This window comes from Anaerococcus sp. mt242 (assembly GCF_016798225.1).
GTDB lineage: Bacteria > Bacillota > Clostridia > Tissierellales > Peptoniphilaceae > Anaerococcus.
This window is the reverse complement of record NZ_JAEUYX010000001.1, coordinates 21,914-43,964: the sequence shown is the minus strand read 5'-3', so window position 1 is coordinate 43,964 and position 22,051 is coordinate 21,914. Positions and strand designations below refer to the sequence as shown.

Genomic DNA, 22,051 nt, shown 5'->3' with positions numbered 1-22,051 from the left:
TTATTTATCCTTTAAATTATTGGTTAACTGCTTAGAAATTTTTAAATTATCAGTAACAGCATCCATGTTTTCAGCCAAATATCCATAATATAAGATATCAGTTACTATTTGTGATGATAATCTAGATGATACAGCCCCAAATCTCATTTCTTTTTCAATTTCAGGTATTAACAAAACCTCATCTGAAAGCTTGGATAAGCTAGTATTTGCACCCTTAGTTATAGTTATAACTTTTGCACCAATACTTTTAGCAAAGTCTGCTGCAATTATTACTTCCTTAGTATTTCCAGAATAGCTTATACATACCAAAACATCATCTTTTTTTATATTTGCAATCAAAGCCAAATTAGTATGGGCATCTCTTTGATAATAAGCTTTTTGCCCAGCCCTTTGAAGTTTATATAAAAAATCTTCGCATACCAGTCCAGAGCTTCCTACTCCTGCTAGGTATATATCATTTGCTTCTACTAAATATTTTGTTGATTTTTCTATAATTTCGTCATCTAACAAAGCAAAGGTCTTTTCTACAGCTGATAAGACATTGTTTTTGCTTTTAGAAACAATGCTTGGAGTAGCTTCACCACCCTTAATAACTTCATCTTTAAGCTGATTAGTATCTGTTTCAAGGGATTTGGCTATATCAACTTTCAAATCAACATATCCCCTATATCCTATTTTTTTTACAAATCTAATAATGGCTGATTGGCTTGTTTCAATCAAACTAGCTAATTGCTGAGTATTGCTATTTAAAACCAATCTAGGATTATCAACCATAAAATCTGAAATTTTTCTGTCAGATGGTGTAAATTCAGACTTTCTTTGATTTATTTTTATTAAATAATCCATAAACACCTCTTTTGTGAAAAGCTTTTCTTAAAACTATTATATCATTATAAATAAATGTTTCAATTATTTTTTTGATTTATTAAATATTTATTTTATTATTTAAATATGAAATTACTTCATTTAGATTACTAGCTTCTTTATCAGCTTCAAAATCTTTTTTAAAACTATTATCATGAATTATTAAATAATCAATACCACTTGCCTTGGCCGCCTTATAGCCGTTAAATGAATCTTCTAATATAAGAGCTTCATCTTTTTTTAGTCCAGATTCTTCTAAAGCCTTTAAAAATATATCCGGATGTGGTTTTCCATTTTCTAGTTCATGACCGGACACATAAAAATCAAAGTAGTGATCTATATCTTGATTCTTGAGCAAATATGAGATCTTTTCTCTAGAACTTGAGGAGGCTACACAAACTTTAATTTTATTTTCTTTTAAAAATTCTAACAAATTAACTAGCCCCTCTTTTTTCATATCACCCTTATAATTTAAAAAATATTCTTTGCGATATTCTGTTAATTTGTTTCTTAATTCACTTGCTTTTTCCTTGATACCAATTTCTTTTGCAATAATTTCTTTTATTTTCTTACCGGACATGCCCGCAAGTTGCTTTCTCTTTTCATTATTATATTCAAAGCCATATTCTTCACTAAACTTAAACCACGACTCATAATAAAATTTTTCTGTATCTAACATCAGTCCATCCATATCAAATATTACTAATTTATAAGACATAATCTACTCCTTTATATTTCTATGATTTCTTACCCTACTTTTGGCAAACAAAAAAGCACCTTTGTACACGCTCAAAGATGCTAGAAGTTTTATTATTAATTTATTAATTGATTTTATTATGGGTTGGATTTTTTAACTTATATGCTATATTGATTCTCTCTGTGTTTTACCTGAAAGTGATCCTTTCACAGGGTAATACCTGTTGTGAATTTAGTTTTTAGAGCTAAAATTTACTGTGGGTACTCTAGATAATCTACACATAAGTTTTTTAGTATCCTTGTTATTAAACAAGTTCAAGTATAGCTCTTTCTGAGCCGTCGCCTCTTCTTGGTCCCATTTTTAGTACTCTTGTGTAACCACCGTTACGTTCTTCATATTCTGGTGCTATTTCATCAAATAATTTTTGAACTGTAGATGGTTTGTAAATGTAGCTTGCAGCTTGTCTTCTTGCATGAAGTGAGCCATCTTTGCCAAGAGTGATCATTTTTTCAGCCATTTTTTGTGTTTCTTTAGCTCTTGTAACTGTAGTTTCAATTCTACCGTTTTCGAATAAAGAAGTCACTTGATTTCTAAGCATGGCATTTCTATGGTCAGTTCTTCTGCCAAGTTTTCTTTTATTAGCCATTTTTACCTCCTATTCATCTTTAAGACTTAGTCCCATTTCATGAACTTTGTCTTTTACTTCTTCTAGTGATTTTTTACCAAAGTTTTTAATTGATTTTAATTCTGATTCAGATTTTTCTACTATATCACTTACTGTATCGAATCCTGCTCTTTTTAGACAGTTAAATGAACGTAGGGATAGGTCCATTTCTTCGATTGTTTTTTCTAGTTGTTGGTCTGTATTATCTTCAACAACAACTTCTTCGTTTTCTTCTTTAATTTCTTCTTCTACGAATGACACATTTGGAAGGTCTCTAAAGTATTTAAAGTCATTAATTAAGATATTTGCTCCTTCAGAAAGAGCTTCTTGTGGTGATATAGTTCCATTTGTCCACACTTCTATGATTAATTTATCATAGTCAGTAGCCTCACCTACTCTAGTATTTTCTACAAAGTAGTTTACTTTTTCTACTGGTGTAAATGATGAATCTATAGCAATAGTACCTATTGGATCTGATTCAGATTTGTTTTGGTCTGATAATTGGTATCCCTTACCATTTGTAACTTCAAGAGAGATAAATAGATTTGCTTTATCATTTACTGTTGCAATGTAATGATCTGGGTTTGCAATTTCGATAGAGCTATCTTTGCTAATATCTTTTGCTGTTACAATTTTTGGTCCTTGAATATCTAAAAATAGGGTAACATCTTCATCACCATGTTTTTTGATGTCAAGGCCTTTTAAGTTTAAAATTATTTCAGGAACGTCTTCTACTACTCCATCTATAGTGGAAAATTCATGAAGGACTCCTTCAATTAGAATTTTTGAGACGCTAGAACCAGGTAAGGATGATAAAAGCACCCTTCTAATACTGTTTCCTATGGTTGTACCATAGCCTCGTTCGAGTGGATATAGGGCAAATTTGCCATAATGATCGCCTTCGTTTATATCGAGTATTTCTATATTTGTATCTAATTTTTCGATCATGGTAACTCCTTAGTTCTAACTTTTTAGTTCTTAATTATTTAGAGTAGAACTCTACGATCATACGTTCTTCTACTGGGATATCAATTTCTTCTCTTGTTGGAAGTCTATCAATAGTTACTTTTAGGTTTTCTAGATCTGAGCTCATCCATTCAACTACTCCAAATGTAGCATTTGTTTCTTTGATAGTTTTAAATAAAGCTTTATTTCTAGATTTTTCACGTACTTCGATAACATCGCCAACTTCTACTAGGTATGATGGGATGTCTACTTGTTTACCATTTACTAATAAGTGTCCGTGAGTTACAATTTGTCTTGCTTCTCTTCTTGTTCTTGCAAGGCCTGATCTAAATGCTATGTTATCAAGTCTTCTTTCGCAAAGAACGATTAATTGTTCACCTGTTTGACCTTCAATTTTAGTAGCTTTTTCATAGTAGCCTCTAAATTGTTTTTCGCTTACGCCATAGATGAATTTAGCTTTTTGTTTTTCTCTTTGTTGCATACCGTAATCTGACATTTTTCCACGTCTTTGTGGTAATTGTCTTTTTGATTCACCTGTGTAACCTAGGTATGCTGGAGAAATTCCTAAAGCTCTTGCTCTTTTATAAACTGGATCTTTTGATACTGCCATAATTTCTCCTTATTAAACTCTTCTTCTTTTTGGTGGTCTACATCCATTGTGAGGAATTGGTGTAACATCTTTAATCATTGTTACTTCAAGTCCTGCAGCTTGTAAGCTTCTGATAGCTGATTCACGTCCGCTACCTGGTCCTTTTACATAAACTTCTACTGTTTTTAAACCATGATCGATTGCTTTTTTAGCTGCTGTTTCTGCTGCTTCTTGAGCTGCAAATGGTGTAGATTTTCTGCTTCCTCTAAATCCTAATTGACCTGCTGAAGCCCATGATAATGCATTACCTTGCATATCAGTAATTGTCACCATTGTGTTATTGAATGTTGAGTTAATGTGAGCTTGGCCACGTTCAACATTTTTCTTAACTCTTCTTCTTCTAGAAGTTTGTTTGCCTCTTGGTGCCATTTATTCTCCTTAACCCTTTCTTCCTTTTCTTGTTCTTGCGTTGTTTTTAGTATTTTGTCCTCTTACTGGAAGGCCTGCTTTGTGTCTGTTTCCTCTGTATGAGTTAATTTCGCGAAGAGCTCTAATATTCATTGATGTTTCACGACGTAAATCACCTTCGATTGTATATTGATTTAGTTGTTCACGAATTTGACCTAATTCTTCTTCAGTAAGATCTTTCATTTTTGTATCAGGATTGATTCCTGTGTTTTTTAATATTTCATTAGCAGTTGCACGGCCGATTCCGTAAATATAAGTAAGGCCTATTTCTGCTCTTTTTTCTCTAGGTAAATCTATACCAGCTAATCTTGGCATTAAACCCTCCTAACCTTGTCTTTGTTTATGTTTTGGATTTTCGCAAATTACCATAACTTTTCCGTTTCTTTTGATAATTTTGCATTTATCGCACATTTTTTTTACTGATGCTCTAACTTTCATTTATTTCTCCTTGTCTACTTGCGTCGCCAAGTAATTCTTCCCTGTGTAAGGTCATATGGAGATAGTTCTACTGTTACTTTATCTCCTTCTAATATTCTTATGCTGTTCATGCGTAGTTTTCCTGAGATATGGGCTTGGATTTCGTGTCCATTTTCTAGTTCTACTTTAAATATTGCATTTGGGAGTGCTTCTTTTACTACTCCTGTAACTTCTATAGCATCTTTTTTTGACATATATAGAACCTCCTTATCTTATCTAATATGTCTTGTTTAGCAACGTTCATCTCTTTTTTAAGACATATTGGCCTAAAGAGATTCTTTATTTTCTCTTTTTTTAACCATAAATTAGTTAAATTCTCCTAATTTATTGTTAAATTCATCAAATATTTCATCAACAGATTTTGTGCCGTCAATACTCTTTAATATACCTTTTTGGGTGTAATAATCAATAAGTACTGCGGTTTGTTCGTTGTAAACATCGATTCTGTTTTTTACTGTTTCTAGTTTATCGTCTTTTCTTTGAATTAATTCTGTATCGCATTTATCACAGATGCCTTCCACTTTTGGTGGATGATTTTCTATATGATATGTTGCTCCACAGTTTGGGCATACACGTCTACCTGTTGTTCTTTTGATAAGTGTATCATAGTCAACATCAAAGTAGATTACGCCATCTATTTTTTGATTTCTTTGATCCATTCCGCTATCAAGCGATTTTGCTTGATTGATTGTTCTTGGGAATCCATCAAATAATACGATTAGTTCGCTATCTTCGTTATTTTCTAATTTATCAAAATAATCCCAAAGTAGGTCGATGGTTACTTCATCTGGAACAAGATCACCCTTGTCCATATATCCTTTTGCTTTAAGTCCTAGAGGAGTTTCATTTTTGATATTGTATCTAAAAATGTCTCCTGTGGAAATTTGAACTGCATTTAAGTTTTCTATAATTTTTTTTGAAAGTGTACCCTTACCTGCTCCTGGGGGTCCTAACAATATAATATTCATCTTTTACCTATTTAAAAACCCTTTGTATTGCTTCATTGTCATCATTGCTTCTAATTGTTTAATTGTCTCGATTATTACTCCTACTACGATGATTACTGATGAACCACCAAATGATAGGGATAATCCTAATAATTTTGATGCAATTGCTGGAATGATTGTTAGTAGAGCTAGTGCAATTGATCCTATAAAGGTTATTCTTGTTGCAACTTTTGCCAAATACTCACTAGTTGGTTTTCCTGGTCTAATGCCTGGGATAAATCCACCATTTTGTTGTAATTGCTTAGCGTATTCTACAGTATTAAATTGGATTTGGTTATAAAAATATGCAAATATTAAGATTAACGCTGATTGGATAATTAAGTATAGGATAAATCCTCCAGTTGTATTTTGGAAGAAATCTGTTATCCCACTTTTTCCACCGTTTCCAAAGAAAAGTCCAATTGTTGATGGTATTGCAAGTACTGCTGATGCAAATACTATTGGCATTACTCCACCCATGTTTACTTTAACTGGGATGTGAGTTGATTGGCCACCATACATTTTGCGTCCTACAACTCTTTTTGCATATTGGATTGGAATTTTACGTTCACCTTCTGAGATTAGTACTACTGCCATTACAATTAAGATTATTAGTATAACCATGATGATAATTGGTAGGTAGTTTACTAATCCATAGTGAACTTGATCACCCCATCTTGCAATTGTTCTTGGGAAGGATGCTATAATACCCATAAATATTAAAAGACTTGTTCCATTTCCCAGTCCTTTTTCTGTTATGGTTTCACCCATCCAAGTTACAAACATTGTTCCGCCGATTAGTATGACATTCATTGCAAGTTTTTGAAATCCTGTTGCATTTGCAAGTGCTGCTCCGTATAAACCGTTTGTTACTGCTACTGCTTGGAATATTGCAAGAATGATTGTTACATATCTAGTGTATTTTTGGATTTGTTTACGTCCTTGCTCACCTTCACGGGTTAACTCTTCCAGTCTTGGTATTACAACTGTTAAAAGCTGCATTACGATACTAGATGTAATGTAAGGTTGTACTCCTAGGGCAAATATTGAAAGGGTTGATAGTCCACCACCTGTTAGCATATTTAGGTAGTCAACTAGGGTTCCTTCAACAGATGAGTAAGCATTTCTAAGAGTTTCTTGATCTATAAATGGTATTGGAATATTATTTCCAAGTCTATAGATAACTAGCATTAGGATAGTAAACCAAAATCTCTTCCTAATCTCTGGCTCTTTAGATGCTTTTTTTATTGTTTCTAGCATTGCTCACCTTCTTAATTTTCTTGTGTAGTTTCTTTCTTAGATGGTTTTACCCATTTTTTAACTTCAATTTCTTCTACTGATCCACCAGCAGCCTCAATTTTTTCTTTTGCACTTGCTGTGAATTTGTGAGCTTTAACCGTTAGTTTTGATGTAAGTTCTCCATCACCAAGGATTTTAACTCCATCTTTTGCTTTATTTTTATTTAATATTCCGTTTTCAAATAGTAATTCTGGTGTTACTTCTGTACCATCTTCAAAAGCATTTAATGTTTCAACATTGATAACTTCGTATTGTTTTTTGTTGATATTTTTAAATCCTCTTTTTGGAAGACGTCTGTATAGTGGCATTTGTCCACCTTCAAAACCTGGTCTTACGCCACCGCCGCTTCTTGAGTTTTGACCATCTTGACCACGACCTGCGCGAGTACCATTTCCTGAACCTGGACCTCTACCTTTTCTTTTTCTCTTTTTTAGAGGTTGATTAGGTTGTAATTCATGTAATTTCATCTTACACTCCTAGTTTAATTCTTTTACTTCTAGCATAAATGGAATTTTATTGATCATTCCTCTTACTGCTGGATTATCTTCTTTTACAACGCTTTGGCCGATTTTTTTAAGTCCAAGGGCTTTTGCTGTTGCAATTTGATCATCTTTTCTACCGATAAAAGATCTTTTAAGTTTGATTTCTAATTGTGCCATACTCTCTCCTTAATAATCGAATTCTTCTACCGATTTACCACGAAGTTTAGCAACTTCTTCTACAGTTTTCATGTTAGAAAATGCATCTAGACATGCATTGATGATATTTCTAGGGTTACTTGAACCTAGGTTTTTAGCTCTAATGTCTTTATACCCTGCAAGTTCACAGATAGCACGTACTGGACCTCCAGCGATAACTCCTGTACCTTCTACTGCAGGCATTAGTAATACATGACCTGCTCCTTTTTGTCCTTGAACTCTGTGAGGAATTGTTGTTCCTACTAGTGGAACGTGGATCATGTGTTTTTTTGCATCTTCTGTTGCTTTTCTGATTGCTTCTGGTACTTCTGTAGCTTTTCCTGTTCCAACTCCAACTACTCCGTTAGAATCACCAACTACTACAAGTGCTGCAAATCTCATGTTACGTCCACCTTTTACAGTTTTAGCAACTCTGTTAATAGCAACTACTCTATCTTCGAGGTTTAGTTTTTCTACTTCACTTCTTAATAAATAATTCATCTAATACCTCCTATTAAAACTTAAGACCAGCTTCTCTTGCTGCCTCTGCTAAAGCTTTAACTTTTCCGTGGTATAGGTTACCATTTCTATCAAAGGCAACTTCTGTTATACCAGCATCGATCGCTCTTTTTGCAATAGCTTCGCCAACTTTGCTTGCTGCATCGATATTTGATTTGCTTTCTAGTCCGTCTGCTATATCACTTTGTAGTGTGTTTGCACTTGCTAGTGTTAGACCATTTACATCATCAATAATTTGAGCGTAAATGTTAGCATTTGATTTGTATACGGAAAGTCTTGGTCTTTCAGGAGTACCGCTGATTTTTGCTCTAACTCTTCTTTTACGAGTTTGAAGTCTTTGTTTTTTATTATCTTTAGCCATTTATATCTCCTACTTACCTGTCTTACCAACTTTACGTCTTACATATTCGCCTTCATATCTGATACCTTTACCTTTGTAAGGTTCTGGTTTTCTCCATTTTCTGATATTAGCTGCGTGTAAGCCTACTAATTGTTTATCGATACCTTTTACGATTATTGTTCTATCATTTGGTACTTCAGTTTCGATACCTTCAGGATCTTCCATAGTTACTTGGTGTGAGAAGCCTAGGTTCATAACTAAGTTATTTCCTTGTTTGCTTGCTCTGTAACCTGTACCTTCGATTTGAAGTGTTTTGCTAAATCCTTCAGTTACACCTGCTACCATATTTGCAATAAGTGATCTAAATAAACCGTGGTCGATGTTTTGTTGTTTTGTATAATTTTCTGGAATGTTGATTAGGATTTGATTATCTTCTTCAACTACTTCAATTGTTTTTGGAAAATCTTGAGTTAGGTTACCTTTTGGGCCTTCTACTCTGATATTTTGTCCTTCAATAACAACTGAAACTCCGTTTGGTATTTCAATTGGTTGTTTACCTATTCTTGACATATATTTCTCCTTACCATACGTAACAAATAACTTCGCCACCTACATTTTCTGTTCTTGCAGCTTTGTCAGTTAAAAGTCCTTTTGATGTTGAAATAATTGCTGTTCCTAGACCGTTTAGTACTTTTGGTACTTCGTTTGATTTTACATAAACTCTTAGGCCTGGTTTACTTATTCTTCTTAGTCCTGAGATTACTCTCTCACCGTTTTCAGTATATTTTAAGTCTATTGTAAGAATTCCTTGTTTGTTGTCTTCTTCAACATTAAATCCGTTTATGAAGCCTTCATCAAGAAGAATTTGTGCAATAGCTTTTTTTTCATTAGAAGATGGTAAGCTTACTGATTTGTGGTTAGCTTTTACTGCATTTCTAATTCTTGTTAGCATATCCGCTATTGGATCTGTCATCATAATTAATATCCTCCCTAATTACCAGCTTGATTTTCTAACTCCTGGAATTTTTCCTTCATTTGCTAATTCTCTAAAGCAAATACGGCAAATTCCATATTTTCTAAGGTAGCCGTGTGGTCTACCACAAATTTTACATCTGCTATATTCTTGTGTTGAATATTTGTGATGTTTTTTTTGTTTAGCTATCATTGACTTTCTAGCCATTAAGCGCTCCTTTATTTTGTAAATGGCATTCCCATTAATTGTAAGAATGCTTTAGCTTCTTCATCTGTGTTTGCTGTAGTAACTATTGTTATATCCATTCCGTGTAGGAAATCTACATCATCGTATTTGATTTCTGGGAAAATTAATTGTTCTTTGATTCCTAGTGAATAGTTTCCACGTCCATCAAATGAGTTTGGATTAATTCCTCTAAAGTCTCTAACACGTGGTAGTGAAATTGAGATTAGTTTATCTAGGAAATCATACATTTTTTCACGTCTTAATGTTACTTTTGCACCAATTGCTTGGCCTTCTCTAAGTTTGAAGTTAGCTACTGACTTTTTAGCTTTTGCTTCAATAGGTTGTTGACCTGTAATTAATGCAAGTTCATTTTTAACTGCGTTTAATAGATTTTGGTTATCTTTTGCTTCTCCAAGACCAACGTTAATTACGATTTTTTCAAGTTTTGGTACTTGCATTACATTTTCATAGCCAAATTGATCTATTAATGCTTTTACTACTTCATTTTCGTATTTTTCTCTTAGTCTGCTGTTTGCCATAATTTCTCCTTAAACTCAATCGAATTTTTCGTTTGTTTTATGGCTTACTCTGATTTTTCTGCCATCTTCAAGTACTTTGCTTGTTCTTACACCTTTTTTAAGTTCTTCTGAGTATAAAAGTACTTTTGAAGCATCAATTGGGCATTCTTTTTCGATTCTTCCGCTTTCTTCGCCCATTTGTGTTGCTTTTTGGTGTTTGATTCTTACATTAGCACCTTGAACTACTACTTTATTTTCTCTTGGATAAGCTTCGATTACTTCTCCAACATGACCCTTGTATGAGCCTGATATAATTTGAACTTTATCGCCTTTTTTAACGTGCATAACTTCCTCCTATAATACTTCTGGAGCTAGGGATATAATTCTCATGAATCCTTCCCCTCTTAATTCTCTAGTTACTGGTCCAAATATACGAGTTCCTACTGGTGATTTGTCTTCTTTTATGATTACTGCTGCGTTTTCGTCAAAGTTGATTTTTGATCCGTCAGCTCTTTTTAATCCTCTTTTGCTTCTAACGATTACAGCTTTTACAACGTCACCTTTTTTTACCGCTCCTCCGGGTGTTGCACTTTTTACTGAACAAGTAACAACATCACCGATGTTTGCATATCTACTTCCAGTTCCGCCTAGAACTTTGATTACTAATAATTCACGTGCTCCGGAGTTATCTGCAACTCTCATGCGAGTTTCTTGTTGTATCATGAATATCTCCTTAACTTATTAAACAATTTCAGCAGCTTCGGCTACTCTTACAAGTCTCCATCTTTTTGTTTTTGATAGAGGACGAGTTTCCATAATTACTACTGTATCGCCTACTTTAGCTTCATTTTTTTCATCATGAGCTTTATATTTTTTACTTCTGTTGATTCTTTTTTTGTAAACTGGGTGTGAAATTTTTTCTTCAACTAAAACTGTAATTGTTTTATCCATCGCATCAGATACTACAACACCACGTTCTACTCTTCTACTGTTTCTTTCCATGAAATTTAAGCCTCCCTATTTATATTAAGCTTTCTTTCAGTTTGAATTGTTTTAACTCTTGCGATGTCTTTTTTGACATTTCCAATTGCTGATGGATTTTCTAATTGTCCAGTTGCAAGTCTGAAACGAAGATTAAAAAGCTCACTTTGTAAATCATATAATTGTTTATCTAAATCATGGTCTGATAAATTTCTGATTTCTTTTGCTTTCATTATTATTCCTCCGTACCTGTAACTTCAAGTCTTTGTATGAATTTGGTTTTTACTGGAAGTTTGTTTGCAGCAAGTCTCATTGCTTCTCTTGCAACTTCTTCGCTAACCCCACTCATTTCAAATAGTACACGGCCTGGTTTGATTACTGCTACCCAATATTCTGGAGCACCTTTACCAGAACCCATTCTTACTTCTGCAGGTTTTTTAGATACTGGTTTATCTGGGAATACTTTAATCCAGATTTGACCACCTCTTTTGATATATCTTGTCATCGCACGACGAGCAGCCTCGATTTGGTTAGCTGTCATCCAAGTAGCTTCAAGGGCTTGTAAACCGTATTCACCGTAAGCTAGTTGGTTTCCTCTTTGAGCTTCACCTTTCATTCTGCCCCTATGTTGTCTACGATATTTAACTCTTTTAGGCATTAACATAAGTTTTTCTCCTTATTCAAATACTATTTGTTAGTATTTTCGTTTGCGTTTCTGTTAGGACGTCTGTTATTGTTTCTTCTTTTTTTGTTGTTTCTGTTGTTTGGTCTTTGTTTCATTTTTGGTTCGCGAACTGCCTTTTCTCCTGGTAGGATTTCGCCTTTGTAGATCCAAACTTTACAACCAATTTTACCGTATTCTGTATCTGCTTCTGCAAATCCGTAGTCAATGTCTGCTCTTAGTGTTTGAAGTGGAATTGTTCCTTCTGAATATCCTTCGCTTCTTGCCATATCAGCTCCACCAAGTCTACCTGATACCATAGTTTTGATACCTTTTGCTCCAGCTCTCATTGTTCTTTGGATTGGTTGTTTCATAGCACGTCTAAATGCAACCCTATTTTCTAGTGCTGATGCAATATTTTCTGCTACTAGTTGTGCATTTAGGTCTTGGTATTTGATTTCTTCAACGTTTATGATTGTTCTTTTACCTGGTGCAACTTTTTCGATTTTTTTCTTAAGTTCTTCAATACCAGCTCCACCTTTACCGATTACCATTCCTGGTTTTCCAGCATAGATGGTGATTTTAAGGTTGTTTACAGCTCTTTCGATTTCGATATCTGCAATACCTGCATCATAAACTTCTTTTTTTATTACTTTTCTGATGTTATAGTCTTCTACTAAAAGATCTGAGAATTCTTCTTTGTCTGCAAACCATTTTGAATCCCAATCTTTAATAACACCAACTCTAAATCCTTTTGGGTTTACTTTTTGGCCCATCTTTTCCTCCTATGCCTCTATATTTTCAAGAACAACACCGATGTGGCTGCTTCTTTTTAGTATTGGGTATGCTGCACCTTTAGCTTTTGGATGCCATCTTTTCATTGTTGGAGCATCATTAGCAAATGCGTTTTTAACAAACAAGTCTTCTCTGTCAAGTCCGTTGTTGTTTTCTGCATTTGCGATAGCGCTTTTTAGTACATCTTCAAGTAATCTTGCACCTTTTTTGTTTGTAAATCTTAAAATATTTAGTGCTTCGTCTACTTGTTTACCTCTAATTTCTTTGCAAATATAGTTTACTTTAAGAGGAGATATTCTTTGATATTTAGCTGTTGCTTTTACTTCCATTGTCATCTCCTAACGCATTTTTGATTTCATTTCAGTAGCTTTTTTAGCATGGCCTCTGAAAGTTCTTGTTGGTACAAATTCACCTAGTTTGTGTCCTACCATATCTTCTGTGATATAGATTGGCACGTGTTTTCTACCATCGTGAACTGCTATTGTATGTTCTACAAATTCAGGGAATATTGTAGAACGTCTTGACCAAGTTTTTACAACTTTTTTCTCATTTTTTTCATTTAATTCGTCAATTTTTTTCATTAAATGATCATCGACAAATGGTCCTTTTTTAAGTGATCTAGCCATTATATCCCCCTATTTTTCGTCTCTTCTTCTTACAATGTATTGTGTAGAAGCTTTTTTCTTATTACGTGTTTTAACACCGATAGCTTTTTTACCCCATGGTGTCATTGGTGATGGACGACCGATTGGTGTTCTACCTTCACCACCACCGTGTGGGTGATCTACTGGGTTCATTACTGATCCTCTTACGTGTGGTCTACGTCCTAGATATCTAGATTTACCAGCTTTTCCTAGTCTGATTAATTCGTGTTCTTGGTTTCCTACAACACCTATTGTTGCTTTACAGTTTAAGTGGATAAGTCTAACTTCACCACTTGGTAGTCTTAATGTTGCAAAGTTACCTTCTTTAGCCATTAGTTGTGCACCAGTTCCTGCTGATCTTACAAGGACACCACCTTGTCCTGGTCTCATTTCGATATTGTGAACTGTTGTACCTACCGGGATATCTTTAAGTTCTAATGCATTACCCGGTTTGATATCTGCATTTTCTCCTGAGATAACTTTATCGTTAACTTTAAGTCCTCTTGGTGCTAGGATATATCTTTTTTCTCCATCTGCATATGCAAGTAGAGCGATATTTGCTGATCTGTTTGGATCGTATTCGATAGTTTTTACTGTTGCTGGGATATCGTCTTTGTTTCTTTTAAAGTCGATGATTCTGTATTTTCTTTTTACTCCGCCGCCTCTAAAGCGAACAGTTGTTCTACCTGTATTGTTACGTCCACCTTTGCTTTTTAGGTCTGTTAAAAGTGATTTTTCTGGTTTGTTTGTTGTGATTTCTTCGAATGTTGAAACAGACATATTTCTATGGCCGTTTGAGGTTGGTTTTAATTTTCTAATAGGCATTTAAATCCTCCTTATAAACCTTCGAAGTATTCAATTTCTGCACTGTCTGCTGTTAATGTAACTACAGCTTTTTTCCAGTCAGCTTTTTTACCGATACCATGACGTGTTCTTACTTTTTTACCTTCGTAATTCATTGTTCTAACTTTTTGAACTTTTACGCCATCAAAGATTTGTTCGATTGCAGCTTTGATTTCTGGTTTGTTTGCATTTTTGTCTACTTCAAAAGTGTATTTGTTTTCATCAAGTAAGCTCATTGATTTTTCTGTAATAATTGGTCTTTTAATTATTTCATAAGGTGATTTCATTATATAAATACCTCCTCAAGTTTAGCAATTGCATCTTTTGTAATTACTAGCTTGTTATGTCTTACTAAGTCATAAACATTGATTAGGTTTGCAGCTGATACATCTACACCTTCGATATTTCTAAATGATCTATAAACTAAGTTATCATTTTCTGCTGTTACTACATAAGCTTTTTTACCAGCATCGATTGTATTTAAGATGTTTGCTGCTTCTTTTGTTTTAGGAGCTTCAAATGATAGGCTATCTAAAACGATTAATTCATTTTCGTTTACTTTTGAAGTAAGAACTGAGTAAAGTGCTTTTCTTCTTAGTTTTTTAGGAACTTGATAGCTGTAGTCTCTTGGTTTTGGTGCAAATACAACTCCACCGCCTGTATAGTGTGGTGCTCTAATTGAACCTTGACGAGCTCTACCTGTTCCTTTTTGTCTAAATGGTTTACGTCCACCTCCACGTACTTCAGCACGTGTTCTAGCAGATTGTGTACCTTGTCTTTTATTTGCAAGTTGGTTTTTAACTACTTCGTATACAGCGTGTTCGCTAATTTCAGTGTTAAATAGAGTTTCGTTTAACTCTAATTCTCCAACATTTTCTCCTTTTATGTTTAAAACATTAACTTTAGGCATCTAACTCCTCCTTAGTTTTGGCCTTTGACTGCTTGTTTAATTTGAACAAGTCCGCCTTTAGGTCCTGGAACCGCACCTTTAACTAGGATGTAAGAGTCTTCTGTATTTACTTTAACTACTTGTAAATTTTGGATTGTAACTCTTTCATTTCCCATTTTTCCTGAGCCTTTTCTACCTTTGAATACTCTTGCTGGATCTGAACCTGCTGCACGAGCACCTGCTACTCTGTGAGATTTAGAACCGTGAGATTGTGGACCTCTACCATAGTTCCATCTTTTGATAGCACCTTGGGTACCTTTACCCTTGCTTGTTGCAACAACATCTACGATTTCGCCTTCTTCAAAGATGTCTACCGCTACTTTATCACCAACTACTAGGTCGATCGGGTCATTTCCGTAGTTAACTTCTTTTAAATATCTTTTGTAAGATGCGCCTGCTTTGTCAAAATGTCCTTTGATAGGTTTTTTAACATTTTTTTCTTTTTTGTCCATATAACCGATTTGTACTGCGTTGTAACCATCTGTTTCATCTGTTTTAATTTGTACAACTACATTTTCATCAGCTTTTAGAACAGTAACTGGAGTGATAACTCCATCTTCATCGATGACTTGAGTCATGCCTACTTTTGTTGTAAATATACTCTTCATGAGTACCTCCTTAATTACAGCGGATTGATTATCCAATCATTCTAATTACAGTTATTATAACTTAATTTCGATATCAACACCTGCAGGTAAGTTTAACTTCTTAAGTGCATCTAGTGTTTTAGCATTTGGTCCTAAGATATCGATTAATCTTTTGTGTGTTCTTTGTTCAAACTGTTCTCTAGAGTCTTTGTATTTGTGAACCGCTCTTAAAATTGTAATTTTTTCTACTTCTGTTGGAAGTGGAATTGGTCCAGATACTTCTGCTCCGCTTCTTTTAACCGCTTCTACGATTTTTTCTGCTGAGCTATCGATTACTTCATGATCGTAAGCTCTTAGTCTAATTCTGATTTTTTGTTGATTAGCCATTTTTCCTCTCTCTTTCTTTACCACGCCTCCGGGCGTTTGATATGTGTGGAAACCGCTTAGAATGATTTCTAAACTTGCTAGGCAAAAGTTCCCTTGTGATTTTGGCCTAAGTCACAAGCAACATCTTGCTTCAAAGCACCATATAATAATACAATAAAAACACCATAAAATCAAGTGTAAAATAAACATTTTACAATATTTTATATAAATTTATAAATATTGCTAAATAGCTTCTATAAACCTGAGTTTTCCAGCATTTCTTTTGCAACGTTTCATTAATATACCGGCTAATTAGCTTATGTCAAATAAAAATTTGTAAAATATTTTATTTAAATTATAATAGAAACTATATTATATATAGAAAGAATTTGAGGAGAATAATGAAAATCTTAAAAGAATTTGTAATCCTATGCGCTTGTTTACTCATTGGCAGCATTCTAAAGTATCTTATCCCATTACCTATTCCTGATACAATCTACGGTATGGCGATACTATTTATTTTATTTGTCACAAAGAAAATAAAAACTGATGATGTAAGAAGAGCTTCAAATGTAATTTTAGATAATATGAGCTTTTTATTTGTACCTGTTGGGGTTGGTATCATCGAAAACTTTGATTTATTTACCCAAAATTTTGTTGCTATGTTTGTAGTTACCATAATAGCTTGTACTGTTGCAATGGCAGTAACTATGATTGTAGTTGAATTTGTACAAAAAAGGAGCAAACATGTTTAGTAATGCATATTTTGGTATTGTCTTATCATTTGTTATATTCCAATTATCAAAAAAATTAACAAACAAAATACATAACGGTATTCTAAGATCTATCCTAAATCCACTTTTAGTTTCAATAATTGTAATATCCATTATCCTATCTGTCGCTGGAATTTCTTATCAAGATTATAACTTAGGAGGGTCGCTAATATCATTTTTTATAGGCCCTGCAACAGTAGCCTTAATGGTAAGTCTTTATGATAACATACATATATTAAAGAAAAATTTTGCTGCGATTATGATTGGTATTTTTGTTGGAAGCTTTGTTTCAATGCTTGTTACCGCCCTACTTTCAAAAGTTATGGGTGTGGATGATATGATGATTATCACCATGCTTCCTGAATCAGTAACAACTGCCATAGCCGTAGGTCTTTCCGAAGAATACGGAGGTATTGCTGCCCTTGCTGCAATAGCAGTAATTATTCGTGGTATTATTGGTATAATAATCGCACCTATAATTATAAAAGTGTTTAAAATTTACAATCCAGTTGCCCAAGGTATAGGCCTTGGAACAGCTGCCCACGCCCTAGGTACAACAAAAGCCCGCGATATGGGTAATGTTCAAGGAGCCATGGCCGGCTTATCCATAGCCGTAGCTGGAATTGTGACAGTTATTTTAATGCCACTTATGGTTTTAATTTTAAATTCAATATAAGAAAAACTGCAGGATTTTGCTTCCTGCAGTTTTTTTATTCTAGAACTATGTCATTATAAGTCTTTTCTGTCATTTTAAATGTTATTAGATAAAAAATAATATAGGCTACAAATACGGAAACTAAGCATAGTATATATAGTTTAACATTATTTAAGCTTAGCATTTGTAAGAATTTGGTAATAATCGGTATAGCAAAAAGTGAATGCATAAATGCAAAAGCTAGCGGCAAGAAAAATACAAGTCCCATTTGCTTTGAAATTGACTTTTTAGCTTCCCTATCTGTCATACCAAGCTGTCTCATAGTTTTAAATCTAGATTTATCTTCCATACCTTCTGAAAGTTGCTTGTAATATATTGCTAGAACTGTTGATACCAAAAATCCTAAACCTAAGATAATGCCCACAACAAATATACCAGCATATATGGCTAATAGGTCGTGTTTTTCTGCTTGACTATCATAAAAACTAAACCAATCATCGTCAAAATTATTTTTCAACTCATCCCACATCTTATCTCTTAAATACGGATCGTAGTCACCATCAACATCAAAATTTACATTATTAACTGGACCATCCCCAAACCACTCTGTAGCAAATGCTTTGATAGCCTGATCAAAAACTTTAGGATCTTTAAAGATAAGCTGGTCTGTGTCATTTAATGAAATATCAGTTATTGAAATTGGACTTGGATAATTTTCTTTCAATTCTTTTTTAACCTTAATATCTAATCCATCTATTTTTTCTATTTGCCTATTTTCATTAGTTTGGATGAAGACAGCATCATTTCCAGCAAAATCATAAGTTGAATCCTCATCTAAAACAAAATAAACCATATCTATCTCGCTACCATCTAAGGATTGGTCATCTGTAATTTTCTTTCTTATTGTAGAACCAGCCCTATCAACAGGTAGTAAAGTACTTTTATAGGTCCAGATTTTACCTTTTTTGTTATTTTCAGTTAAAATTTCCTCTACTTTATTTTTATAATAATCTATTTCTTTATCAGCTGGAAAAGATAATTTGTAATCGGTCCTATAAACGGATTCTTGGATTTCACTTGTAGCAAAGTATAAGGAAAAACCTGATGTTAAAACTACAATAACCATGGTTGATAGTATTGCAATACTAGCAAGGGTATTTGCAGAGTTTTTAACCCTATAAATAAGGCCAGAAACTGCAGTAAAATTTGATTTTTTATAATAAAAGTTTTTGTTTTTTTGCAACAGTTTTAAAATACCAGAAACTATTACAGAAAAAGCCGCATAAGTTCCTATAATTACAAGTATTACAGCCAAGAAAAATAATTTAAAGGCTTGTATTGGATTTTGGGTTGTTAGGCTTATATAATAACCAGCGCCTATACAGATAATTCCAAAAATCCCAAGCAAAATTGGAAATCTCGGCGCTTTTTGCCCAGCTCTTCCCTCCTGCATAAAGCTTAAGGGAGTAAAATTTTTGCTTTTTATACTTTGTTTTACTAGTAATACTATAAATATCCCTAGCATAATTAATGCAGTTAAAAGTAGGGGAGCAAAATCTGCTAATATTCCATTTTCCAAAACATTTACATCAGACTCCATAAGTTTAAATAGGCCTGCTAAAACCAATTTGTAAATGACCGCAGAAATTATAGTTCCTATAATAACTGATTTTAAGTATAAATTTAAAAGCTCATGGAAATATATTTTTGTTAAGTGCCTTTTTTCCATACCCAGCATTAAGTATAGACCAGATTCTTCAGACTTATTTTTCTGAATAAAATTATAATTGGTCAAAATTGTAATTAGGGCAAATATTGACAATATTATAGAGCCTAATTTCATTAAGCTTCCTATAGTTGTAGCTCCAAAAAACTGTTTTATCAAGGGATCTTGCATAATAGATAAGCATAAATTTATCAAAACAATAAAAAATACTGTTGTCCCAATAAAGGGTAAATAAAGTCTCTTGTGTCTTCTTATCCCATCTATGGCTAGCCTATGGTAGAGTGATTTCATTTTACATCACCTCTTTGAAGCATTTGCATAGTATTTGCAATTTTTTCGCCCATTTCATAATTTGAAAAGCCAGAATTATAAAGTTGGTGGAAAATTTTACCATCTTTTATAAAGAGTACTCTTTTTGCTTCAGAAGCTGCTTGAACTGAATGAGTAACCATTATTATGGTTTGGCCAACATTATTTAACTCTCTAAATACTTCCATCAATTCTCTTGACGAATTAGAATCAAGGGCTCCTGTTGGCTCATCTGCTAAAAGTAATTTTGGATTGGTGATTAAAGCACGGGCTACTGCACATCTTTGCTTTTGTCCCCCAGATACCTCGTAGGGATATTTATTTAAAATTTTATCAATTCTTAAGGGTTTAGCAACATCATCTACTCTCTTATCAAAAGTTTTTGGATTTTCTTCTGCAAGTATCAGAGGTAATAATATATTTTCTTTAAGGGTTAGGGTATCTAATAAATTAAAATCTTGAAATACAAAACCCAAGTGATCACGTCTAAATTTGGATATTTCAGCATCAGCTATTTTTGAAAGGTCTTTTCCTTGTAAAATTATTTGTCCTTTAGTAGGTCTATCTAAAAGTGCTAATAAATTTAAAAGTGTCGTTTTACCTGATCCAGACTCTCCCATTATGGCTATATATTCTCCCTCTTCTACAGAAAAATTTACATTATCTAGGGCCACAACTTTATTGTCTGATAATCTTGTCTTATATATTTTTTCTAAATTTGAAACTTCAAGTAACATAAAATCTCTTTCCTTTCTTATCTTTTCTATATAATACAATAGAAAAAAATAAAAATCCTTGGATTAAGCTAACAAATATAATCTTAAAGTGACAATTTGTTAGTTTAACACTCGGCTAAGATTTAAAATCACTTTTGTTCCCATATCAACTTCTGATTCTATGCCCACATCTATGGACAAATTTGTAGCAGCTGTCTTTACCAAATTTAAACCAATACCTGTTGATTTTTTGTAAATACGTCCATTATACCCAGTATAAGATTTATCAAAAACCCTAGGCAAATCTTCGCTTCTAATCCCAATACCCGTATCTTCAATTATCAAATTTTTTCCACTCATATATATAGAAATACTTCCGTTTTCAGTGTATTTATTTGAGTTTGATAATATTTGATCCAGTATTAAGCCAAACCATTTTTTATCAGTAGTTATCATTAGATTTGTAGGGGTAAAGTCAGCCTTATTTTTCTTTTTTATAAAGACTTTAGCATATTTTTTTATAGAAGAGCTAACCAGCTGATCAAGATTAGCTTTCTCAAAAACAAAATCTGTTGAAAGTGACTCAAGTCTCATATAAGACAAAAGGCTATCTATGTATTGCTCAATTTCAAAGACTTCATTTTTTGCTCCATGGCTATCCACAGGGTGATCATTTAAAATTAAATCTAGTGAAAACAAAGGGGTTTTTATTTGATGAGTCCATAGGGTGATGTATTCTTTAAATTCTTTCATTTTTAGCTCAAAAGCATTGGCCATTTCTTTATTTTCTTCATTAAGACTTACAATTTTTTCAGCAAATTTTGTATCCTTAATTAAATCAGGCTTCTTTAGGTAAATATCCCTAGACCAGTCATTTAATTCTTGGATTGCTTTTTTAAATTTAAAAAAAGATATAGCCATACTAGCAGTAAATACCAAAATCGAAAATAAAATGATATATAAAACATAATTTTTATCTAAGCCAAACCAAGTACTTGCAAACAAGGCTAGGATGTAGATTAGAAACATTATTAGAATATGGCTTTTAAATCTTAAAAACTTAGATATTTCTTTCAATATAATATCCCACCTTTTTCTTAGTTTTTATAAAATCTTTTAGTCCAATTTGATCCAATTTATTTCTTAGTCTCATAACATTTACTGTCAAGGTATTATCATCGATAAACTCATTAGTTTGCCAAATCTTATCCATAAATTCTTCACGTCTAAAAACTTTTTCAGGATATTCAAACATCATTTCTAAGATTAGATACTCGTTTTTAGATAAAGATATTTCCTCATTAGCAAATTTTAAAATCATCCTGTCCCTATCAATAATTACATCCTTATAGGCGATATTATCCAAAGATTCAGTATATTCAAAAGTACGTCTTAAAATCGCTTTTATCTTTGCAAGGAGCAATTCCAAATCAAAAGGCTTTGTTATATAATCATCAGCTCCCATATTCATGGCCATAATTTTATTTAAATTCTCATCCGCAGAAGATATGAAAATAATAGGTACATTTGATGTTTTTCTAATCTGTTCACACCAATAATAACCATTAAAAAAAGGCAAAGAAACATCCAGTAAAATCAAATCTGGATTTATTTTTATAAAACTATCATAAACATTAGAAAAATCTTCCGGAAAATAAACATCATAAGACCAATTTTGCAAAAACTTTTTTAAAGCATTTGATATAACTTCATCATCTTCAACTATAAATATTTTTATCGGATTCATAATTACCTGCTTTCTTAACTATAATTATAAATTAAAA

38 protein-coding genes are annotated in these 22,051 nt (G+C 33.1%); 2 read left to right on the top strand and 36 right to left on the bottom strand.

Going from position 1 to position 22,051, the window contains the following annotated elements:
- The 32 genes from JNO63_RS00305 to rpsJ form a co-directional block, all read right to left on the bottom strand.
- Entirely contained in the window at positions 1–846 is an 846-nt protein-coding gene (locus JNO63_RS00305) for a MurR/RpiR family transcriptional regulator (protein WP_203126142.1), read from the bottom strand.
- Between the two features lie 79 nt (positions 847–925).
- On the bottom strand, positions 926–1,582 hold the full coding sequence (locus JNO63_RS00300; RefSeq protein WP_203126140.1) for an HAD family hydrolase: 657 nt from the start codon (positions 1,580–1,582) through the stop codon (positions 926–928).
- Between the two features lie 283 nt (positions 1,583–1,865).
- Positions 1,866–2,207 (bottom strand): 50S ribosomal protein L17, encoded by a 342-nt coding sequence (gene rplQ / locus JNO63_RS00295; RefSeq protein ID WP_203126138.1) that lies wholly within the window; start codon positions 2,205–2,207, stop codon positions 1,866–1,868.
- 9 nt (positions 2,208–2,216) lie between these two features.
- Positions 2,217–3,173 carry a DNA-directed RNA polymerase subunit alpha gene (locus tag JNO63_RS00290; RefSeq protein ID WP_203126136.1) on the bottom strand — a complete coding sequence of 319 codons (957 nt, stop codon included), beginning with the start codon at positions 3,171–3,173 and terminating at the stop codon, positions 2,217–2,219.
- Between the two features lie 34 nt (positions 3,174–3,207).
- Positions 3,208–3,801 (bottom strand): 30S ribosomal protein S4, encoded by a 594-nt coding sequence (rpsD, locus tag JNO63_RS00285; RefSeq protein ID WP_203126135.1) that lies wholly within the window; start codon positions 3,799–3,801, stop codon positions 3,208–3,210.
- A 12-nt stretch (positions 3,802–3,813) separates the two neighbouring features.
- Positions 3,814–4,209, bottom strand: coding sequence for a 30S ribosomal protein S11 (gene rpsK / locus JNO63_RS00280; RefSeq protein ID WP_203126125.1), 396 nt, complete (start codon positions 4,207–4,209; stop codon positions 3,814–3,816).
- A gap of 9 nt (positions 4,210–4,218) precedes the next feature.
- A complete protein-coding gene (gene rpsM / locus JNO63_RS00275) occupies positions 4,219–4,563 on the bottom strand; it encodes a 30S ribosomal protein S13 (protein WP_203126118.1) in 345 nt (114 codons plus the stop codon).
- Between the two features lie 9 nt (positions 4,564–4,572).
- Positions 4,573–4,686, bottom strand: a complete 114-nt coding sequence (rpmJ, locus tag JNO63_RS00270) for a 50S ribosomal protein L36 (protein ID WP_004818043.1) — start codon at positions 4,684–4,686, stop codon at positions 4,573–4,575.
- Positions 4,687–4,700: 14 nt separating this feature from the next.
- Complete coding sequence (infA, locus tag JNO63_RS00265) at positions 4,701–4,919, bottom strand: translation initiation factor IF-1 (RefSeq protein ID WP_203126116.1); 219 nt, start codon at positions 4,917–4,919, stop codon at positions 4,701–4,703.
- A gap of 111 nt (positions 4,920–5,030) precedes the next feature.
- Complete coding sequence (locus JNO63_RS00260) at positions 5,031–5,693, bottom strand: adenylate kinase (protein ID WP_203126114.1); 663 nt, start codon at positions 5,691–5,693, stop codon at positions 5,031–5,033.
- A gap of 3 nt (positions 5,694–5,696) precedes the next feature.
- Complete coding sequence (gene secY, locus JNO63_RS00255; RefSeq protein WP_203126112.1) at positions 5,697–6,971, bottom strand: preprotein translocase subunit SecY; 1,275 nt, start codon at positions 6,969–6,971, stop codon at positions 5,697–5,699.
- 11 nt (positions 6,972–6,982) lie between these two features.
- Positions 6,983–7,477, bottom strand: a complete 495-nt coding sequence (gene rplO, locus JNO63_RS00250; RefSeq protein WP_203126110.1) for a 50S ribosomal protein L15 — start codon at positions 7,475–7,477, stop codon at positions 6,983–6,985.
- A 9-nt stretch (positions 7,478–7,486) separates the two neighbouring features.
- Positions 7,487–7,669: a 50S ribosomal protein L30 gene (gene rpmD / locus JNO63_RS00245; RefSeq protein ID WP_203126109.1), complete on the bottom strand. Its 183-nt coding sequence runs from the start codon at positions 7,667–7,669 to the stop codon at positions 7,487–7,489.
- 9 nt (positions 7,670–7,678) lie between these two features.
- Positions 7,679–8,188, bottom strand: a complete 510-nt coding sequence (gene rpsE / locus JNO63_RS00240) for a 30S ribosomal protein S5 (protein ID WP_203126108.1) — start codon at positions 8,186–8,188, stop codon at positions 7,679–7,681.
- Positions 8,189–8,201: 13 nt separating this feature from the next.
- Positions 8,202–8,567, bottom strand: coding sequence for a 50S ribosomal protein L18 (rplR, locus tag JNO63_RS00235; RefSeq protein ID WP_203126107.1), 366 nt, complete (start codon positions 8,565–8,567; stop codon positions 8,202–8,204).
- Between the two features lie 9 nt (positions 8,568–8,576).
- Positions 8,577–9,116 carry a 50S ribosomal protein L6 gene (gene rplF, locus JNO63_RS00230; RefSeq protein ID WP_203126106.1) on the bottom strand — a complete coding sequence of 180 codons (540 nt, stop codon included), beginning with the start codon at positions 9,114–9,116 and terminating at the stop codon, positions 8,577–8,579.
- Between the two features lie 10 nt (positions 9,117–9,126).
- Positions 9,127–9,522, bottom strand: coding sequence for a 30S ribosomal protein S8 (rpsH, locus tag JNO63_RS00225; RefSeq protein WP_203126105.1), 396 nt, complete (start codon positions 9,520–9,522; stop codon positions 9,127–9,129).
- An 18-nt stretch (positions 9,523–9,540) separates the two neighbouring features.
- The gene (locus JNO63_RS00220) at positions 9,541–9,726 is read right to left on the bottom strand and encodes a type Z 30S ribosomal protein S14 (RefSeq protein WP_203126104.1); all 186 of its coding nucleotides are present in this window, start codon (positions 9,724–9,726) and stop codon (positions 9,541–9,543) included.
- A gap of 11 nt (positions 9,727–9,737) precedes the next feature.
- The gene (gene rplE / locus JNO63_RS00215; RefSeq protein WP_203126099.1) at positions 9,738–10,283 is read right to left on the bottom strand and encodes a 50S ribosomal protein L5; all 546 of its coding nucleotides are present in this window, start codon (positions 10,281–10,283) and stop codon (positions 9,738–9,740) included.
- Between the two features lie 15 nt (positions 10,284–10,298).
- Positions 10,299–10,607, bottom strand: coding sequence for a 50S ribosomal protein L24 (gene rplX / locus JNO63_RS00210; RefSeq protein WP_203126096.1), 309 nt, complete (start codon positions 10,605–10,607; stop codon positions 10,299–10,301).
- Between the two features lie 9 nt (positions 10,608–10,616).
- Positions 10,617–10,985: a 50S ribosomal protein L14 gene (gene rplN, locus JNO63_RS00205; protein WP_203126094.1), complete on the bottom strand. Its 369-nt coding sequence runs from the start codon at positions 10,983–10,985 to the stop codon at positions 10,617–10,619.
- 18 nt (positions 10,986–11,003) lie between these two features.
- A complete protein-coding gene (gene rpsQ, locus JNO63_RS00200) occupies positions 11,004–11,264 on the bottom strand; it encodes a 30S ribosomal protein S17 (protein WP_203126092.1) in 261 nt (86 codons plus the stop codon).
- A 5-nt stretch (positions 11,265–11,269) separates the two neighbouring features.
- Positions 11,270–11,476 (bottom strand): 50S ribosomal protein L29, encoded by a 207-nt coding sequence (rpmC, locus tag JNO63_RS00195; protein WP_101539544.1) that lies wholly within the window; start codon positions 11,474–11,476, stop codon positions 11,270–11,272.
- Between the two features lie 2 nt (positions 11,477–11,478).
- Positions 11,479–11,907 carry a 50S ribosomal protein L16 gene (rplP, locus tag JNO63_RS00190; protein ID WP_203126091.1) on the bottom strand — a complete coding sequence of 143 codons (429 nt, stop codon included), beginning with the start codon at positions 11,905–11,907 and terminating at the stop codon, positions 11,479–11,481.
- A gap of 23 nt (positions 11,908–11,930) precedes the next feature.
- Complete coding sequence (rpsC, locus tag JNO63_RS00185; protein ID WP_203126090.1) at positions 11,931–12,680, bottom strand: 30S ribosomal protein S3; 750 nt, start codon at positions 12,678–12,680, stop codon at positions 11,931–11,933.
- Positions 12,681–12,689: 9 nt separating this feature from the next.
- Positions 12,690–13,028 (bottom strand): 50S ribosomal protein L22, encoded by a 339-nt coding sequence (gene rplV, locus JNO63_RS00180; protein ID WP_203126089.1) that lies wholly within the window; start codon positions 13,026–13,028, stop codon positions 12,690–12,692.
- Positions 13,029–13,037: 9 nt separating this feature from the next.
- Positions 13,038–13,325 (bottom strand): 30S ribosomal protein S19, encoded by a 288-nt coding sequence (rpsS, locus tag JNO63_RS00175; RefSeq protein WP_203126086.1) that lies wholly within the window; start codon positions 13,323–13,325, stop codon positions 13,038–13,040.
- A gap of 9 nt (positions 13,326–13,334) precedes the next feature.
- Positions 13,335–14,168 (bottom strand): 50S ribosomal protein L2, encoded by an 834-nt coding sequence (gene rplB / locus JNO63_RS00170; RefSeq protein ID WP_203126084.1) that lies wholly within the window; start codon positions 14,166–14,168, stop codon positions 13,335–13,337.
- 11 nt (positions 14,169–14,179) lie between these two features.
- Complete coding sequence (gene rplW, locus JNO63_RS00165) at positions 14,180–14,473, bottom strand: 50S ribosomal protein L23 (protein ID WP_203126082.1); 294 nt, start codon at positions 14,471–14,473, stop codon at positions 14,180–14,182.
- A complete protein-coding gene (rplD, locus tag JNO63_RS00160; protein ID WP_203126080.1) occupies positions 14,473–15,096 on the bottom strand; it encodes a 50S ribosomal protein L4 in 624 nt (207 codons plus the stop codon). The genes rplW and rplD overlap by 1 nt, the downstream gene beginning before the upstream one ends.
- A gap of 11 nt (positions 15,097–15,107) precedes the next feature.
- Positions 15,108–15,743, bottom strand: coding sequence for a 50S ribosomal protein L3 (rplC, locus tag JNO63_RS00155; RefSeq protein ID WP_203126079.1), 636 nt, complete (start codon positions 15,741–15,743; stop codon positions 15,108–15,110).
- A gap of 54 nt (positions 15,744–15,797) precedes the next feature.
- A complete protein-coding gene (rpsJ, locus tag JNO63_RS00150; RefSeq protein WP_203126077.1) occupies positions 15,798–16,109 on the bottom strand; it encodes a 30S ribosomal protein S10 in 312 nt (103 codons plus the stop codon).
- A 380-nt stretch (positions 16,110–16,489) separates the two neighbouring features.
- Here rpsJ and JNO63_RS00145 point away from each other — a divergent pair, with 380 nt between their 5' ends.
- Positions 16,490–16,843, top strand: a complete 354-nt coding sequence (locus JNO63_RS00145; protein ID WP_203126076.1) for a CidA/LrgA family protein — start codon at positions 16,490–16,492, stop codon at positions 16,841–16,843.
- The gene (locus tag JNO63_RS00140) at positions 16,836–17,537 is read left to right on the top strand and encodes an LrgB family protein (RefSeq protein WP_203126075.1); all 702 of its coding nucleotides are present in this window, start codon (positions 16,836–16,838) and stop codon (positions 17,535–17,537) included. Before JNO63_RS00145 ends, JNO63_RS00140 begins: the two co-directional genes overlap by 8 nt.
- Positions 17,538–17,571: 34 nt before the next feature.
- Here JNO63_RS00140 and JNO63_RS00135 read toward each other — a convergent pair whose 3' ends face one another.
- The 4 genes from JNO63_RS00135 to JNO63_RS00120 form a co-directional block, all read right to left on the bottom strand.
- Positions 17,572–19,533, bottom strand: coding sequence for an ABC transporter permease (locus JNO63_RS00135; protein WP_203126074.1), 1,962 nt, complete (start codon positions 19,531–19,533; stop codon positions 17,572–17,574).
- Complete coding sequence (locus JNO63_RS00130; protein ID WP_203126073.1) at positions 19,530–20,288, bottom strand: ABC transporter ATP-binding protein; 759 nt, start codon at positions 20,286–20,288, stop codon at positions 19,530–19,532. Before JNO63_RS00130 ends, JNO63_RS00135 begins: the two co-directional genes overlap by 4 nt.
- A 99-nt stretch (positions 20,289–20,387) precedes the next feature.
- Positions 20,388–21,344, bottom strand: coding sequence for a sensor histidine kinase (locus JNO63_RS00125; RefSeq protein WP_203126072.1), 957 nt, complete (start codon positions 21,342–21,344; stop codon positions 20,388–20,390).
- Positions 21,328–22,014, bottom strand: a complete 687-nt coding sequence (locus JNO63_RS00120; RefSeq protein WP_203126071.1) for a response regulator transcription factor — start codon at positions 22,012–22,014, stop codon at positions 21,328–21,330. The genes JNO63_RS00125 and JNO63_RS00120 overlap by 17 nt, the downstream gene beginning before the upstream one ends.
- Between the last annotated feature and the right edge of the window lie 37 nt (positions 22,015–22,051).

What these genes read in the sequence shown, in the direction of transcription:
- JNO63_RS00305 (WP_203126142.1), bottom strand. Translation starts at nt 846, where the DNA reads ATGGATTATTTAATAAAAATAAATCAAAGAAAGTCTGAATTTACACCA.
- JNO63_RS00300 (WP_203126140.1), bottom strand. Translation starts at nt 1,582, where the DNA reads ATGTCTTATAAATTAGTAATATTTGATATGGATGGACTGATGTTAGAT.
- rplQ (WP_203126138.1), bottom strand. Translation starts at nt 2,207, where the DNA reads ATGGCTAATAAAAGAAAACTTGGCAGAAGAACTGACCATAGAAATGCC.
- JNO63_RS00290 (WP_203126136.1), bottom strand. Translation starts at nt 3,173, where the DNA reads ATGATCGAAAAATTAGATACAAATATAGAAATACTCGATATAAACGAA.
- rpsD (WP_203126135.1), bottom strand. Translation starts at nt 3,801, where the DNA reads ATGGCAGTATCAAAAGATCCAGTTTATAAAAGAGCAAGAGCTTTAGGA.
- rpsK (WP_203126125.1), bottom strand. Translation starts at nt 4,209, where the DNA reads ATGGCACCAAGAGGCAAACAAACTTCTAGAAGAAGAAGAGTTAAGAAA.
- rpsM (WP_203126118.1), bottom strand. Translation starts at nt 4,563, where the DNA reads ATGCCAAGATTAGCTGGTATAGATTTACCTAGAGAAAAAAGAGCAGAA.
- rpmJ (WP_004818043.1), bottom strand. Translation starts at nt 4,686, where the DNA reads ATGAAAGTTAGAGCATCAGTAAAAAAAATGTGCGATAAATGCAAAATT.
- infA (WP_203126116.1), bottom strand. Translation starts at nt 4,919, where the DNA reads ATGTCAAAAAAAGATGCTATAGAAGTTACAGGAGTAGTAAAAGAAGCA.
- JNO63_RS00260 (WP_203126114.1), bottom strand. Translation starts at nt 5,693, where the DNA reads ATGAATATTATATTGTTAGGACCCCCAGGAGCAGGTAAGGGTACACTT.
- secY (WP_203126112.1), bottom strand. Translation starts at nt 6,971, where the DNA reads ATGCTAGAAACAATAAAAAAAGCATCTAAAGAGCCAGAGATTAGGAAG.
- rplO (WP_203126110.1), bottom strand. Translation starts at nt 7,477, where the DNA reads ATGAAATTACATGAATTACAACCTAATCAACCTCTAAAAAAGAGAAAA.
- rpmD (WP_203126109.1), bottom strand. Translation starts at nt 7,669, where the DNA reads ATGGCACAATTAGAAATCAAACTTAAAAGATCTTTTATCGGTAGAAAA.
- rpsE (WP_203126108.1), bottom strand. Translation starts at nt 8,188, where the DNA reads ATGAATTATTTATTAAGAAGTGAAGTAGAAAAACTAAACCTCGAAGAT.
- rplR (WP_203126107.1), bottom strand. Translation starts at nt 8,567, where the DNA reads ATGGCTAAAGATAATAAAAAACAAAGACTTCAAACTCGTAAAAGAAGA.
- rplF (WP_203126106.1), bottom strand. Translation starts at nt 9,116, where the DNA reads ATGTCAAGAATAGGTAAACAACCAATTGAAATACCAAACGGAGTTTCA.
- rpsH (WP_203126105.1), bottom strand. Translation starts at nt 9,522, where the DNA reads ATGATGACAGATCCAATAGCGGATATGCTAACAAGAATTAGAAATGCA.
- JNO63_RS00220 (WP_203126104.1), bottom strand. Translation starts at nt 9,726, where the DNA reads ATGGCTAGAAAGTCAATGATAGCTAAACAAAAAAAACATCACAAATAT.
- rplE (WP_203126099.1), bottom strand. Translation starts at nt 10,283, where the DNA reads ATGGCAAACAGCAGACTAAGAGAAAAATACGAAAATGAAGTAGTAAAA.
- rplX (WP_203126096.1), bottom strand. Translation starts at nt 10,607, where the DNA reads ATGCACGTTAAAAAAGGCGATAAAGTTCAAATTATATCAGGCTCATAC.
- rplN (WP_203126094.1), bottom strand. Translation starts at nt 10,985, where the DNA reads ATGATACAACAAGAAACTCGCATGAGAGTTGCAGATAACTCCGGAGCA.
- rpsQ (WP_203126092.1), bottom strand. Translation starts at nt 11,264, where the DNA reads ATGGAAAGAAACAGTAGAAGAGTAGAACGTGGTGTTGTAGTATCTGAT.
- rpmC (WP_101539544.1), bottom strand. Translation starts at nt 11,476, where the DNA reads ATGAAAGCAAAAGAAATCAGAAATTTATCAGACCATGATTTAGATAAA.
- rplP (WP_203126091.1), bottom strand. Translation starts at nt 11,907, where the DNA reads ATGTTAATGCCTAAAAGAGTTAAATATCGTAGACAACATAGGGGCAGA.
- rpsC (WP_203126090.1), bottom strand. Translation starts at nt 12,680, where the DNA reads ATGGGCCAAAAAGTAAACCCAAAAGGATTTAGAGTTGGTGTTATTAAA.
- rplV (WP_203126089.1), bottom strand. Translation starts at nt 13,028, where the DNA reads ATGGAAGTAAAAGCAACAGCTAAATATCAAAGAATATCTCCTCTTAAA.
- rpsS (WP_203126086.1), bottom strand. Translation starts at nt 13,325, where the DNA reads ATGGCTAGATCACTTAAAAAAGGACCATTTGTCGATGATCATTTAATG.
- rplB (WP_203126084.1), bottom strand. Translation starts at nt 14,168, where the DNA reads ATGCCTATTAGAAAATTAAAACCAACCTCAAACGGCCATAGAAATATG.
- rplW (WP_203126082.1), bottom strand. Translation starts at nt 14,473, where the DNA reads ATGAAATCACCTTATGAAATAATTAAAAGACCAATTATTACAGAAAAA.
- rplD (WP_203126080.1), bottom strand. Translation starts at nt 15,096, where the DNA reads ATGCCTAAAGTTAATGTTTTAAACATAAAAGGAGAAAATGTTGGAGAA.
- rplC (WP_203126079.1), bottom strand. Translation starts at nt 15,743, where the DNA reads ATGAAGAGTATATTTACAACAAAAGTAGGCATGACTCAAGTCATCGAT.
- rpsJ (WP_203126077.1), bottom strand. Translation starts at nt 16,109, where the DNA reads ATGGCTAATCAACAAAAAATCAGAATTAGACTAAGAGCTTACGATCAT.
- JNO63_RS00145 (WP_203126076.1), top strand. Translation starts at nt 16,490, where the DNA reads ATGAAAATCTTAAAAGAATTTGTAATCCTATGCGCTTGTTTACTCATT.
- JNO63_RS00140 (WP_203126075.1), top strand. Translation starts at nt 16,836, where the DNA reads ATGTTTAGTAATGCATATTTTGGTATTGTCTTATCATTTGTTATATTC.
- JNO63_RS00135 (WP_203126074.1), bottom strand. Translation starts at nt 19,533, where the DNA reads ATGAAATCACTCTACCATAGGCTAGCCATAGATGGGATAAGAAGACAC.
- JNO63_RS00130 (WP_203126073.1), bottom strand. Translation starts at nt 20,288, where the DNA reads ATGTTACTTGAAGTTTCAAATTTAGAAAAAATATATAAGACAAGATTA.
- JNO63_RS00120 (WP_203126071.1), bottom strand. Translation starts at nt 22,014, where the DNA reads ATGAATCCGATAAAAATATTTATAGTTGAAGATGATGAAGTTATATCA.